The sequence below is a fragment of the Acinetobacter sp. PFS20 genome (assembly GCF_052261015.1).
In the GTDB taxonomy this organism is placed as follows: Bacteria; Pseudomonadota; Gammaproteobacteria; order Pseudomonadales; family Moraxellaceae; genus Acinetobacter.
The window spans coordinates 1789713-1804653 of sequence record NZ_JBPVZE010000001.1; the positions used below are offsets into that span (position 1 = coordinate 1789713).

Annotated in this window: 8 protein-coding genes and 1 other RNA gene; all 9 read left to right on the forward strand. The window is 39.3% G+C overall.

Translation table 11 applies throughout. The features are described 5' to 3' along the window. The first annotated feature begins 99 nt into the window (after positions 1 to 99). Positions 100 to 597, forward strand: coding sequence for a thioesterase family protein (locus ACS125_RS08500; RefSeq protein WP_004703260.1), 498 nt, complete (start codon positions 100 to 102; stop codon positions 595 to 597). A 267-nt stretch (positions 598 to 864) separates the two neighbouring features. Next, on the forward strand, positions 865 to 2016 hold the full coding sequence (locus tag ACS125_RS08505) for an EmrA/EmrK family multidrug efflux transporter periplasmic adaptor subunit (protein ID WP_005303184.1): 1152 nt from the start codon (positions 865 to 867) through the stop codon (positions 2014 to 2016). Positions 2017 to 2022: 6 nt separating this feature from the next. Then, the gene (locus ACS125_RS08510; RefSeq protein WP_443271508.1) at positions 2023 to 3549 is read left to right on the forward strand and encodes a DHA2 family efflux MFS transporter permease subunit; all 1527 of its coding nucleotides are present in this window, start codon (positions 2023 to 2025) and stop codon (positions 3547 to 3549) included. Between the two features lie 305 nt (positions 3550 to 3854). Further along, entirely contained in the window at positions 3855 to 5837 is a 1983-nt protein-coding gene (ggt, locus tag ACS125_RS08515; RefSeq protein ID WP_443271510.1) for a gamma-glutamyltransferase, read from the forward strand. 159 nt (positions 5838 to 5996) lie between these two features. Next, positions 5997 to 6355: a transfer-messenger RNA gene (gene ssrA / locus ACS125_RS08520) on the forward strand. 425 nt (positions 6356 to 6780) lie between these two features. Further along, positions 6781 to 9537, forward strand: coding sequence for a type I restriction-modification system subunit M (locus tag ACS125_RS08525; protein ID WP_443271512.1), 2757 nt, complete (start codon positions 6781 to 6783; stop codon positions 9535 to 9537). Position 9538: 1 nt separating this feature from the next. Then, positions 9539 to 10756 (forward strand): restriction endonuclease subunit S, encoded by a 1218-nt coding sequence (locus tag ACS125_RS08530; RefSeq protein ID WP_443271514.1) that lies wholly within the window; start codon positions 9539 to 9541, stop codon positions 10754 to 10756. 85 nt (positions 10757 to 10841) lie between these two features. Beyond that, the gene (locus tag ACS125_RS08535; protein WP_443271516.1) at positions 10842 to 13970 is read left to right on the forward strand and encodes a type I restriction endonuclease subunit R; all 3129 of its coding nucleotides are present in this window, start codon (positions 10842 to 10844) and stop codon (positions 13968 to 13970) included. Between the two features lie 54 nt (positions 13971 to 14024). Further along, positions 14025 to 14936 (forward strand): GIY-YIG nuclease family protein, encoded by a 912-nt coding sequence (locus ACS125_RS08540; protein WP_443271518.1) that lies wholly within the window; start codon positions 14025 to 14027, stop codon positions 14934 to 14936. The last annotated feature ends 5 nt before the right edge of the window (positions 14937 to 14941 follow it).

The window sequence follows — 14941 nt, forward strand, 5'->3', positions numbered from 1 at the left end:
TATTCCATTACTGTCAACCGACTGCTGTATTGTAGCCCCATAATGCTGGATTTGTACAAAATTATGGGTGTTTATCATGCTTTTAAATTTAGGCAATGTATGAGTGATGAAAAGAAAAATTGGACTGGGAACATCCATTTAGGTGCAAAAACTGACCTAACTGTGGTTCTTAACCAATTATGTAAGGCGTTTAATAGCTCTCCTTTTTTTAAGCATAGTGGAATGATTATGCGTGTGGTGGACGGGCACATTGAAGGCTATATCGAGATGCAACCCAACCTGATTGGCAATCTGGCATTTCAGATTTTGCATGGCGGTGTTGCTGCGACCTTGCTCGATAGCATTGGTGGAATTGTGGCAATGGAACATCTCTATCGCCGTTCGACCCCAGAAACTTTAACTGAAACCATTAAACAAGTGTCGCGTTTGGCAACAGTCGATATGCGTGTAGATTATTTAGCACCGGGGCGTGGTAAATATTTTATTGCCCGTGCTGAAGTGTTACGTTTAGGTCGTAAGGGTTGCACCATGCGCATGACCATGGTCAATGATGAAGATAAAGCCATTGCTGCGGGAATTGCTTCATATGCCTATTAAGCAATGAATTGAACCATTTAAAAGCGCCAAGTGCGCTTTTTTTAGTGTTTGAAAAGCTAAAATTTTTATAAAAACTTTGAGATAAACATTAATTTAATTAGAACGAACGCATGAGTTATAAATTTTTATTCTCATATTGTGAGGTTTTAGCGTTAAAATTAGCTCCTTTGACAATGCGATATGTCTTGTTTATAGAAAAATAAAAACTCTATAACAAGGTGTAGTGCGAGATTGATGGCAAAGCCAACTCATCTTTAGGAACATACCATGACTGATGCACAAAGCAATGTAGAAGAAACAGTGCCAACAACATCTGCCTCGGATGACAACAACCAAAACAAGCGCAAAAAATTTCTTGGTTTTTTTGCGCTGATTTTATTGATCGCCGCTATTTTATATGCAATTTGGGCATTATTTTTAAACAACTCCGTGAGTACGGATAATGCGTATGTCGGTGCTGAAACCGCGCAAATTACTTCAATGGTGAGCGGTCAGGTCGCTCAGGTTGTCGTAAAAGATACCCAAACGGTACATCGTGGTGACGTGCTGGTTCGTATTGATGACCGTGATGCCAAAATTGCATTAGCACAAGCCGAAGCGGAACTCGCAAAAGCAAAACGCCAATACAAACAAACTGCGGCAAACAGTAGCTCTTTAAACTCTCAAGTTGTGGTTCGTGCTGACGAAATTAACAGTGCTAAAGCACAGGTTGCTCAAGCGCAAGCTGACTACGACAAAGCTGGGTTAGAACTCAACCGCCGTGCACAACTTGCTGCGTCTGGTGCAGTGTCTAAAGAAGAACTCACTAAGGCACAAAGTGCAGTTGAAACAGCTAAAGCAGGGCTAGAGCTTGCTAAAGCTGGTTTAGCGCAAGCGTCTTCAAGTCGTAAAGCTGCCGAAAGTACCTTAGCTGCAAACGAAGCCTTAATTCAGGGTGTAAGCGAAGTTTCAACACCTGATGTACAAGTTGCGCAGGCGCATGTTGAACAAGCTCAGCTTGATTTAGAACGTACCGTGATTCGTGCGCCAGTTGATGGTGTAGTCACACGTCGTAATATTCAAGTTGGCCAACGTGTTGCACCGGGTACCAGCATGATGATGATTGTGCCGCTGAACGATTTATATGTAGATGCGAACTTTAAAGAAAGTCAGTTGAAAAAAGTCCGTCCGGGTCAAATCGTTACGCTTACTTCAGATTTATATGGCGATGACGTTGAATATCACGGCAAAGTGATGGGCTTCTCTGGTGGTACAGGCTCTGCCTTTGCCTTAATTCCGGCTCAAAACGCAACAGGTAACTGGATTAAAGTAGTTCAACGCTTACCAGTTCGTATTGCACTTGACCCGAAAGAACTTGCTGAACACCCACTGCGTGTTGGCTTGTCGATGGAAGCAAAAGTCGACTTATCTGCGAAGTAAACGCTTATGAAAACGCAAACACCTTTTGCCGAACTAAGCGGTGGCCGTTTATTACTGGCAGCGTTTGTTATTGCCTTGTCGAACTTTATGGTCGTGCTTGATACGACCATTGCCAACGTATCTGTACCGCACATTACCGGTAACCTTGCTGTTTCAAGTACACAAGGCACATGGGTTGTTACGTCCTATGCAGTTGCAGAAGCGATTTGTGTACCTTTAACAGGTTGGCTTGCGGGCCGCTTTGGTACCGTTCGGGTTTTTATTTTCGGCCTGATTGGTTTTACCATTTTTTCGTTTTTGTGCGGCCTAGCAAACTCGTTAGGCATGCTGGTGTTTTTCCGTATTGGACAAGGTCTATGCGGTGGCCCCCTCATGCCACTCAGCCAAACATTGCTGATGCGTATTTTCCCTAAAGAAAAACATGCACAGGCGATGGGCCTATGGGCAATGACGACCGTCGTTGGACCAATTTTAGGACCAATTTTGGGTGGTCTGATTAGTGACAACCTGTCTTGGCACTGGATTTTCTTTATTAACATACCAGTCGGCATTATTTGTGTTTTAGCGGCAATCCGTTTGCTTAAACCTGCCGAAACAGAAACGATTTCTTTAAGAATCGATACCGTCGGTTTAGGTCTGTTAATTTTGTGGATTGGTGCGCTACAGCTCATGCTCGATTTAGGGCATGAACGTGACTGGTTTAATAGCACTAGCATTGTGGTGTTAGGCTTAACTGCCGCCATAGGCTTTGTGGTGTTCCTCATATGGGAGCTGACAGATAAGCATCCCGTCGTGGATGTGAAAGTCTTTAGGCATAGGGGCTTTGCAATTTCGGTACTGGCCTTATCGCTTGGCTTTGGCGCATTCTTTGGCAGTATTGTACTGATTCCACAGTGGCTGCAAATGAACCTTTCCTATACCGCCACGTGGGCTGGCTATTTAACCGCAACCATGGGCTTTGGTAGTTTGACCATGTCACCAATTGTGGCAAAGCTTTCGACCAAACATGACCCACGCGCACTAGCGAGTTTCGGTTTGATTTTGCTGGGTGGCGTGACCTTAATGCGGGCATTCTGGACCACAGACGCCGACTTTATGGCACTGGCTTGGCCGCAAATCCTGCAAGGTTTTGCTGTACCATTTTTCTTTATTCCACTGTCGAATATTGCACTCGGTTCAGTACTCCAGCAAGAGATTGCATCTGCTGCGGGCCTTATGAACTTTTTAAGAACTATGGCAGGGGCGATTGGTGCGTCAATTGCAGTGACTGTGTGGGACGACCACGCCAAAGTTGCACGCAGTGAAATGGTATCAAACCTAAATACTGCTGAAGTTCAAAATAACCTTGCGCAAAATGGTTTTTCGGCTGATTCGACCTTAGGGATTATTTCCAACCTCGTTGATAAAGAAGCGATTACCATGTCAGCAAACCATGTATTTTTGCTGTTTGCGATTGTGTTTGTCTTTGCAGGGCTGGTCATTTGGCTGTGTCCGAAACCCAAAGGAGATGTCAGCGGAATGCCATCTCACTAAACACAAAAAAGCATCTCTTCGGAGGTGCTTTTTTTAGATCTATTAAAAAATCAAGTGAGTCTATAAATGGTAGATTTTGCCTGTATTTCACTAAATAAAGCATGCCAGAATCGGGCAGATCAAATATAAAAGCGTGTGATATCAAGCAAGGAGGCTTAAGACAGGGCACAGGAAAAAACGCCCTTAAACATTCAATATTATAAAACCTTATTTTTATCAAAGATTAAAAAAACTTAATACCTGAAAACAAAGAAGCTTGCATGGCAATTGCATGGATAGGCAGGCGTATATATTGGAGTTATCACGTGAATAAAAGATATTCATTTTTGTTCAGTAGTTTATTAGCCGTCGGTTTATTACAAGGATGTGGAGATGATTCTTCAGATCAACCCAAGGATGATTCAAATACAACCCCACCCAATTTAATTGTTGATAATGACCCCACCAGTTGTAGCAAATTGGCACAAGACGGTTCAAGCGTGGTGGTCGGTTCAAACCAAAATGGTGACCCAGCAGCCCCTGAAGGTGCATCGGGTTATAGACTCGGTAACACGGTTAAATACGCAGATAAATATATGGTGGTGGCAAACACACCACTTGCGGTAAAAGCGGGATGTGATGTTTTAAGAGCAGGCGGTAGTGCAGTCGATGCGGCGGTTGCGGTACAAGCGGTGTTAGGTTTGGTAGAACCTCAATCGAGCACGATTGCTGGTAGTGGTTTTATGATGTATTACGATGCCAAAACCAAAAAAGTCACTGCTTATGATGGTCGTGAAACTGCACCAGCCGCAGCCAATGAATATTATTTAATTCGCCAAGATATATATGACCCCAATTCACCAGCACCCGTACCAAGTGCCCGCCGTAGTGGTCGCTCGATTGGTGTGCCGGGTGTGATGCGTTTGCTTGAACAAGCACAACAAGAACATGGCAAACTCAAATGGAACCAGCTTTTTGGTGAGGCGATTGGTTTAGCTGACAATGGTTTCCGCATTCCGGGCCGCTTGGCAGATGCAATTGCAAGCAATGCAAACAGCTTAGCGCTCGATGCAAATGCAATGGCAACCTATTTCTACACAGATGGTTCACCTCGTAAAGTGGGTGAGACCATGACCAATAAAGCTTATGCAAAAACCCTTGAAGCCCTTGCCACGCAAGGTGCGAATGCGTTGCACACCGGTCCAATTGCCCAAGCGATTGTGGCAAAAGCAGGCCAAACACTAGGGGATGACCCAGCAAGAACTCCAATTACGCCAAGCTTAATGACCTTGCAGGATTTGTCGAACTATCAGGTTAAAAAACGCGACCCGATTTGTACGACGTATCGTGACCGTTACTATGTTTGCACCATGCCGCCTCCATCTTCGGGAGGGATAGCAGTTGCGCAAACATTGGGTATTTTAGAAAACTTTGATATGTCGCTTTACCCACCTAAAAACCCTGAAAATGAAGGTGGTGTGCCGGATGTGATGGGCGTGCATTTAGTGGCTGAGGCAGAACGTTTGGCCTATGCCGACCGCGATAAATATGTGGCAGACACTGACTTTGTTGCTTTACCAGCACAGGGCATTTCAAGCTTTATTGATAAAAATTACTTGAAACAACGTGCAGCACTAATTAACCCGAACCAAAGTATGGGCGTTGCGCCAGCGGGTAATTTCAACCCAGCTTCGGGAGTCGACACCACTGTTGAACACGGTACAACCCAGTTCACGATTGTAGATGCCTATGGCAATGTGGTTTCAATGACATCGACTGTTGAATCGAGCATGGGTTCATTCCACATGGTGGATGGTTTCTTGCTGTCGAACCAGTTAACTGACTTTAGCGCGAACCCGCTGGATAGCACTGGGGCACTGGTTGCTAACCGTGTGGAAGGTGGCAAACGCCCACGGAGTACTATGGCGCCAACTTTAGTGTTTAAAGGCACTACGCCAGATGAGTTTTATATGGCAACAGGTTCACCAGGCGGCGGTACGATCATTCAATATGTAGTTAAAACGTTGGTGGGTGCGCTGGACTGGAACTTAAATGCACAGCAGGCGACCTCGCTTGTTAACTTTGGTGCGACCAATAGTCCAAATACCAATGTGGATAGCTCGAATGTGCAGCTTTCTTTGCTTGATTTGATTGAAGGCTTAAAGGCGAAAGGGCATGGCGTTGCCAACACTGCGCAAACCAGCGGTATTTCAACGATTATGAAAGTAAATATTAATAATCAGAGTAAATACGCAGGTGGGGTAGACCCACGCCGTGAGGGTATTGTGTTAGGCAATGGTGCTTTATAGAGCAAACTTAAAAAAAGCTGTCATTTTTGGCAGCTTTTTTATGTGGCCCTTGAAAAAAACAAAAGACACTCAATTATGTAAATATGTTCATCAGTAGCAGACTGTTGATAAAATGCACAGTATTTTATTTTAGTTATGCTATGATGTTCAGACATTCATGGGGATGTTATTGGCTTCGACGCTGGTGATGAAACTCATAGATGCATGCCGAGAGCGCATTTTCTCTCGTAAATCAAATTTGCATATTTTAGTCGCAAACGACGAAACTTACGCTCTAGCTGCCTAAGGGCAGTTTGTCCGCTTCCTAGAATACTTGTGGTTTAGGAACCCGACCGTAGCGCACGCACACAAGTCCGTATAGAGTCAAGCCTCGGGGCTTTATACCAAACTTAGAGGATCGCAACTTGTACCCTGTTCGTCGGGTCACTTGGTGTTAAAACAATAGACGATATCTAAGCATGTAGTATTCTCGAGCGTAATGCTGGCGGACGCGGGTTCAACTCCCGCCATCTCCACCAAAATTCGTGAAAAGCCCTGAAACGTAAGTTTCGGGGTTTTTTCTTTTTAATAGATTGGTAGGATATTTACAGCTTAAATTAATCTTTATAAATTTAAATATAAATCTTTTTTAGAGTTATCTTAATTGCAAAGAAGCAGAAAGCTAGTATTTTGAAATATATGTAAAAATTTTACTAATTAAACTTATTATTCTGAATGCAAAAACATTTCTATTATTATAAGTGTTAAAAATAATAGAAATGGTATATCTGTCTTGATTCCTTCAAATTTCTACAAATTTTCGGTTGAGAAGCTCAATCAAATTAGTAAAAATACTAAGGAGCAAGCACTTATTTAAAATCGAAATCCAATCCTAATAAAAGTACTCATGTCTATTCTAGAGCTATAGAGTCTTTTATCAGCTGTAACTAACTGTAGAGAATCTATGAACAAGCAACAACTCGCCTCAAAAATTTGGGAATCCGCAAATAAAATGCGCTCAAAAATTGAGGCAAATGAATATAAAGACTACATTTTAGGGTTTATGTTTTATAAATTCTTGTCAGATAAAGAACAAAGTTTTTTAGAGGCTAATGACTTTAGTCAAACAGATATTGAAGCTCTATCAGAAGAAGACATAGACACTGTTAACTTTATTAAAGATCGTATTGGTTATTTTATTGCCTATGACAATCTGTTTTCGACATGGCTGAAAAAAGGCAATGATTTTAACGTTGCCAATGTCCGTGATGCACTTTCTGCTTTTTCACGTTTAATCAGCCCATCACATAAAAAAGTATTCGATGGCATTTTTAAAACACTGGAAACAGGTTTAAGTAAACTTGGTGACAACTCAAACAGTCAAACCAAAGCCATCAGTGATTTATTGCAATTGATCAAAGTTATTCCTATGAGTAATAAACAAGACTATGATGTTCTTGGTTTTATTTATGAATATTTAATTGGTTCTTTTGCTGCCAATGCCGGTAAGAAAGCAGGTGAGTTTTATACACCGCATGAAGTGTCGGTGTTGATGTCTGAAATCATTGCACATCATTTAAAAGATCAACAAGAAATCAAAATTTACGATCCAACAAGTGGGTCGGGATCATTGTTGATTAATATTGGTAGTTCTGTTGCCAAACATGTAAATGACGAAAATAAAATTAAATATTATGCACAAGAATTAAAAGAAAACACTTTTAACTTAACGCGTATGAACTTGGTCATGCGTGGCATTTTGCCTTCAAATATTGTCGCTCGAAATGCTGATACTTTAGAGGATGACTGGCCATATTTTGATGACAATGATCCAATTAATACATACGAGCCTTTATATGTCGATGCAGTAGTATCTAATCCACCATATTCACAAGCTTGGGATTCCGCAAATAAAGAATCTGATCCACGTTATTCCCGTTTTGGTTTAGCACCTAAAACCAAAGCAGACTATGCGTTTCTATTACATGATCTATATCACTTAAAACCTGATGGCATCATGGCGATTGTTCTGCCACACGGTGTGTTGTTCCGTGGTGGTGAAGAAGAGCGTATTCGTAAAAATTTGCTTGAAAATAAGCATATTGATGCAATCATCGGACTGCCAGCCAATATTTTCTTTGGTACGGGTATTCCAACGGTGATCATTATTTTAAAACAACGTCGCCAAAGTAGTGATGTGCTTATTGTTGATGCATCCAAAGGCTTTATTAAAGTTGGTAAAAATAACCATCTACAAGCGTCGAATATTAAGAAAATTGTAGATGCAGTTGTACAGCGTAAAGATATTGAGAAATTCTCTAAATTAGTCAGTTTGGAAGAAATTCGTGAGCAAGGCTATAACTTAAATATTCCACGTTATGTAGACTCGTCTGCAACGGCTGAAACATGGGATATTTATGCCACGATGTTTGGCGGTATTCCGAAAAAAGAAATTGATGCACATGCCGAGTATTGGAAGGCATTCCCTCAGTTACGCCAAGACTTATTTACTGACAGCGACACACCTTATGTCGATTTAGCCACGACAGAAATCAGTAATGCTATTCATCAGCATGCCAATGTTCAAACATTTAAAACGCAATTTAATACGGCTTTTGCTAATTTCCATGATTATTTAAAAGCTGAGTTGATTGGCAAGATGCAGTCTTTGTATATTGCACAGCAGGAAAATGTTTTAAGTCAGGATATTTTCAAGCGTTTGGAAAATATTGCTTTAGTTGACAAATATCAAGCCTATCAAGCCTTGGATGATCAATGGCAAAGCATTGCAGGTGATTTGGAAATTATTCAGTCTGAAGGTCTAGCGGCTGCAAAAACTGTCAATCCAAATTACATCATTAAAAAGAAAGATGGTAAAGAGCAGGAAGTTCAAGACGGTTGGGTGGGTTATGTATTGCCATTTGATTTGGTACAACAGCATTTACTCATTGATGAACTCACCGCTTTACAAAGCAAAGAACGTACTTTAACTGAAGCTAGTGCTGAAATTGAAGCAATCATGGATTCGTTGTCTGAGGAAGAAAAAGACACTTTATTGAACGATGCCAATGATGCTTTTGTAACAGCAGCGATTACAAAAGCATTAAAACAGGCATTCGAAGAGATTGAAACGCCTGAAATTCGTGCGATCAATGAATTGTTAGAATTACTTGGGAATAAAGCGAAAAAGCCTGAGCAGGAACAGTTTGTACAGGCACATCCTGAAGTGCAATGGGCGAAGATTGAAGCCAATAAAAACGGTACATTTGCTGTAGGTAAAGTGAAAGCGTATTTAAAGACCTTACAGGCTAATTTTACTTTTGCTGAAGATTCTTTGGAAGCGAAGTTGTTCCAAGTGGAAGATTTGCTTGCAAAGGAAAAAGAGTTAAAAGCTGAGATTAAAGCCGATGCCAATGTTTTACACTTTTTGACCAAGACTACGATTGAAGCACTAGAAGATTCACAAGTTTTAGAGTTGCTTGAAGCAAAGTGGGTACAACCAATTGTGTCTGCAATTTTGGCATTGCCTAATGAAGTAATTGAGCATTTGATCGATGTAGTACAAAACTTAGCAGATAAGTATGCGGTGACTTATACCGAAACCACGCAAAAGCTGACGGAAGCGGAGCATAGTCTTGCGAGCCTGATTGATGACTTAACAGGTGATGATTTTGATATGCAAGGTTTGGCACAGTTTCAAGCATTGTTAAAAGGGGCATAATGTGGAAAAGCAAAAAAGCCCTAAGATTAGGTTTAAAGGGTTTGATCAGAATTGGATAGAGAAAAATTTCGGAGATTTTTCCTCAGTGCAAATGTGTAGAAGGATTTTTAAGTCAGAAACAAAAACTAAAGATGAAGTTCCATTTTTTAAAATAGGAACATTTGGCAGTATACCTGATGCTTTTATAAGTAGAGAACTATATCAGGAATATATCGATAAATATCCATATCCTGAGATTGGTGATGTTTTGCTATCAGCATCAGGTACGATTGGTAGAACTGTAATCTATAAAGGCGAGTCTGCTTACTATCAAGATAGTAATATTATTTGGCTTAAATTGGATAAGTCAAAAATATCAAATAATTTTTTATTACCTTTTTATGCATTGAAGAGATGGAATAATATAGAAGGTAGTACTATAAAAAGGTTATATAACAGTGACTTATTGTCTACAAGGATAAGTTATCCTATATTAAGTGAGCAAGAGTCGATAGGTGTTTTTTTCCAAAACTTAGAACAATCTATTGCTTTACACGAAAAGAAGCTTTCTCAAACGCAAAACCTTAAAAAAGCGATGTTGGAAAAAATGTTTCCAAAAGCAGGAAGTAAACAGCCTGAGATCCGTTTAAAAGGATTTAGTGGGGATTGGGAGTTAAAAAGTTTGAGCGATGTTTCTGAAAAATTTGAATACGGTTTGAATGCTCAAGCTACTACTTTTGATGGAATAAATAAATATATTCGCATTACTGATATTGATGATGAAAGTCGTAAATTTATTTTAGATGATATTACCTCGCCTAATGTATGTTTTGAAAATTGTGAGAAATATAAATTAAGTACAGGTGATATCTTATTCGCAAGAACAGGTGCTAGTGTCGGTAAAACATATATTTACTTAGAAGAAGATGGTTTGGTTTATTTTGCTGGTTTCTTAATTCGTGCAAAGGTTAAAGACACTTTTGATGCAAACTTTATTTTTATTAATACATTAACTGAAAGGTTTAATAAATTTGTACTGTTGGCATCTCAACGCAGTGGACAGCCTGGAATAAATGCAAAAGAATATGGAGAATATGAATTTTATTGTCCAAATAAAGATGAGCAGGAGTCCATTGGTCGCTTCTTTAGACATTTCGATGCGACTCTCGTTTTACAACAGCAACAGCTTAAAACCCTTAAAAATCTAAAGCAGGCATTTTTAGAAAAGATGTTTGTTTGAATCCCTCCCTTGCGCCGCTTTAATCGCGGCTCACCTTTTCAAAGGGAGACTTTTTATAAATTGACTTGATAATATAAAATAGACCATGACATTTAAGAACGAAGCAGCATTTGAACAGGCATTTATCGAAACTCTATTTAACAAGGGCTGGGAAAACACGGTTATTAAAAATCCAACGGAACAGGATTTAATTAACAACTGGGCAAACATTCTATTTGAAAATAACAGTGGTATAGATCGGCTGAATGGTCAGCCACTGACCGACTCCGAAATGGCGAAAATATTAGAACAAATCAAAACCTTGCGTACACCGTTGGCACTCAATGGCTTTATTAATGGTAAAACAGTTTCCATTAAAAGGGACAACCCCAATGATGTTGCACACTTAGGTAAAGAAATCAGCCTCAGTATTTATGACCGACAGCAAATTGCGGCTGGCGAAAGCCGTTATCAAATTGTACAACAACCCAAATTCCCAACGTCTTCACCGATTTTAAATGACCGACGTGGCGACATTATGCTGTTGATTAACGGTATGCCACTATTTCATATCGAACTAAAACGATCTGGCGTACCTGTCAGTCAGGCAGCACATCAAATCGAAAACTACGCCCGTTCAGGCATTTTCTCTGGACTATTTTCATTGGTACAAATCTTTGTTGCCATGAATCCTAGAGAAACTAAATACTTTGCCAATCCTGGTCCAGATGGAATTTTTAATTCAAATTATTACTTCAATTGGGCAGATTTTAATAACGAACCAGTCAATTATTGGAAAGACATTGCAGGAACATTGTTGTCTATTCCAATGGCACATCAGCTTATTGGTTTTTATACCGTTGCCGATAAAACAGATGGTATTTTAAAGGTGATGCGCAGTTACCAATACTTTGCTGTACGAGCGATTTCAGATCGTGTAGCACGTATTGAGTGGGATGGGCGAGATCGTTTAGGTGGGTATATATGGCATACCACGGGTTCGGGTAAAACCATGACTAGTTTTAAATCAGCCTACCTCATTGCCACCTCTAGAGATGCTGATAAAGTCATTTTCCTTATGGATCGTATCGAACTGGGTACGCAGTCATTAGAACAATACAACAACTTTGCCGACACGGATGACTTCGTACAATCCACTGAAAATACCCATGCGCTGATTAGCAAACTCAAAAGTAATAATCCGAATGAAGTCCTGATTGTTAGCTCAATTCAAAAAATGAGTAATATCAAACAGGAAGAAGGTGGACTCAAAGCACATGATATTGAGCAGATGCAGAAAAAACGCATCGTGATTATTGTGGACGAAGCACACCGTTCAACCTTTGGTGATATGCTAATAACCATTAAAGAAACCTTTCCTCAGGCCGTCTTCTTTGGTTTTACAGGAACACCGATTCAAGACGAAAATGAAAAAAAAATGAATACCACAGCAACAGTATTCGGTCATGAGTTGCACCGTTATAGTATCGCTGATGGCATTCGAGATAAAAATGTACTCGGTTTTGATCCTTACCTGATTTCAACTTATAAGGATTCAAAATTACGTGAAGCCGTGGCTTTGGATGAAGCAAAAGCCAATACAATTAAAGAAGCTTTGGATGATTCTAAAAAGAAAGAAATCTACTTACGTTTTATGGATAAAAGTCAGGTTGCTATGGCAGGTCATTGGGACAAAGCCAATAACTATATCAAAGGAGTTGAGGATTACTTACCGACAGAGCAGTATCGTCGCCCAGCACATCAAAATAAAGTCGTTGAGGATATTTTAGAAAACTGGATTCAATATAGCCAAAATAATAAATTTCATGGCATGTTTGCGACCAGTAGTATTAGCGAGGCAATTGAATATTATCGCTTATTTAAGAAGCATAAACCTGAGCTAAAAATTACGGCACTGTTTGATCCAAATATTGATAATAATGAAAATGCTAAATTCAAAGAAGATGGTTTAGTTGAAATTATCAGTGACTATAACATACGCTATGGCATGGAGTTCAGCCTAGCTACCCATGCCAAAATGAAGCGTGATATTGCAGACCGTTTAGCCCATAAAGAGTTATACAAACGTGTAGAACATACCCCCGAAAAACAGCTTGATCTATTGATTGTCGTTGATCAAATGCTAACAGGTTTTGACTCTAAGTGGGTCAATACTTTGTACTTGGATAAAATGCTTGAGTATGCAAACTTGATTCAAGCATTCTCACGTACTAACCGCTTATTTGGTAAAGATAAGCCATTCGGTATCATTCGATATTACCGACGTCCGCATACGATGAAACGTAATATTGATGCAGCAGTTAAGTTGTATTCAGGCGATAAACCTTTGGCTTTATTTGTAAATAAACTGCAAGATAACTTAAAAAAATTAAATTCAATTTTTGTTGATATAGAACAATTGTTTAAAAGTGCGGGTATCGAAAATTTTGAAAAGTTACCCGAAGACAAAGAGGCTTGTGGTCAGTTTGCAAAGCTATTTAAACAATTTAATGAGCATTTGGAAGCTGCAAAAATTCAGGGCTTTAATTGGAACAAGCTTACTTATAGCTTTGATGACAAAGACTCTAGTAAACCACCATTTCAAGTTGAAGTAGATGAGCAAACATACTTAATTCTTGCTTTACGTTATAAGGAATTATTTTCTGAAGGGGGAAGTGGTGGCGGTGGTGGAGGTATTCCATTTGAAATTGAAGGTTATTTGACAGAGATTGATACTGATAAGATTGATTCAGATTATATGAATAGCCGATTCACTAAATATTTAAAAGCACTTTACGAAGGTGAAAAGGCAGTATCTATTGAACAAGCTTTAAATGAATTACATAAAAGTTTTGCAGCTTTGACGCATGATGAACAGAAAATTGCAAATATCTTTTTACATGATGTTCAACGTGGCGATGTGAAATTAATAGAGGGAAAAACTTTTAGAGATTACATCACTGAGTATCAGTTTAAAGCTAAAGAAGATGAAATATATGAGGTAGTTAGTTCATTCGGCTTGGATGAGTCAATGCTAAGAAAAATATTAAGTACACATGTTACTGAAAACAATATTGATGAGTTTGGGCGTTTTGGAGAATTGTTGAATTCTGTGGATAATGCGAAAGCAAAGCAGTACTTTGAAAAGAAAGAAGGGCAAACAATCCCAGCCTTTAAGGTTAAAGTAAAAACCGATAAACTTTTAAGAGAGTTTATTTTAACTAATAAAAAATAGTTTTTGATCGTGATGTGATGGGCTCAATTTGATTGCAGGATTATAGGGGGAGCCATGGGGCAAGGTAAAAGTGTTAAGTTATTTTTGGCGGATGGAACACCCAATGGGATTTTAACAGCCGAAATTATTAACTGGACAGGACATGTACTTTCTGCCCCCCGTAGTAAATTGGCCGAGTTGATTCAGCGTGAAGAATGTACAAAAACAGGCATATATTTTCTCATTAGCCATGATCCAGAAAATCCATTATATCCAAGAGTGTATATTGGGGAGTCGGATGATGTTGCTAATCGTTTAAAACAACATAACCGGACAGAAGAAAGTGGTGGAAAAGATTTCTGGGAAAAGGTTTGTCTAATTACAAGTAAAGACCAGAATCTAACAAAAGCTCATATTAAATATCTCGAAAGTCGTCTGATGGATATTGCTAAACGGAATGGACAATGTCAGCTCGAAAATGGTACAGCACATAGTTATAGTCGCTTACCTGAGTCAGATATTGCTGATATGGAATTTTTTTTAGAGCAAATACAAATTGTTTTGCCTGTCTTAGGTTTTGATTTTCTAAAGGATTTAAAAAGACCTAGCTATCAACAATACTTATCAAAAACGCATGGTTTTATAGCACCTGAGATTGATAAAACAGCAAACTTTTATTTATCTAGTCGTGAAGTAAATGCTAAAGCACAAGAAATAGATGGGGAGTTTTTTGTTTTAAAAGGCTCACAAGTAAAAAGAGTATCATCCTCTACCTTTAATTATACAAAATTGCGTAACTATTTAATTGAAAATGAAATTATTGACTCTAAAGATTTTACTTTTAATGAAGATTATTTGTTCAGTAGTCCATCTGCAGCATCCGGTGTAATTCAAGGCCGTTCATCGAATGGACGAAAAGAGTGGAAAGAAATAAATACTCATTTAACTTATGCAGAGTGGCAGCAAAAACAAGTAGATGGTGCATAAGTTTA

What these genes read in the sequence shown, in the direction of transcription:
- ACS125_RS08540 (WP_443271518.1), top strand. Translation starts at nt 14,025, where the DNA reads ATGGGGCAAGGTAAAAGTGTTAAGTTATTTTTGGCGGATGGAACACCC.
- ACS125_RS08510 (WP_443271508.1), top strand. Translation starts at nt 2,023, where the DNA reads ATGAAAACGCAAACACCTTTTGCCGAACTAAGCGGTGGCCGTTTATTA.
- ACS125_RS08505 (WP_005303184.1), top strand. Translation starts at nt 865, where the DNA reads ATGACTGATGCACAAAGCAATGTAGAAGAAACAGTGCCAACAACATCT.
- ACS125_RS08500 (WP_004703260.1), top strand. Translation starts at nt 100, where the DNA reads ATGAGTGATGAAAAGAAAAATTGGACTGGGAACATCCATTTAGGTGCA.
- ACS125_RS08525 (WP_443271512.1), top strand. Translation starts at nt 6,781, where the DNA reads ATGAACAAGCAACAACTCGCCTCAAAAATTTGGGAATCCGCAAATAAA.
- ACS125_RS08535 (WP_443271516.1), top strand. Translation starts at nt 10,842, where the DNA reads ATGACATTTAAGAACGAAGCAGCATTTGAACAGGCATTTATCGAAACT.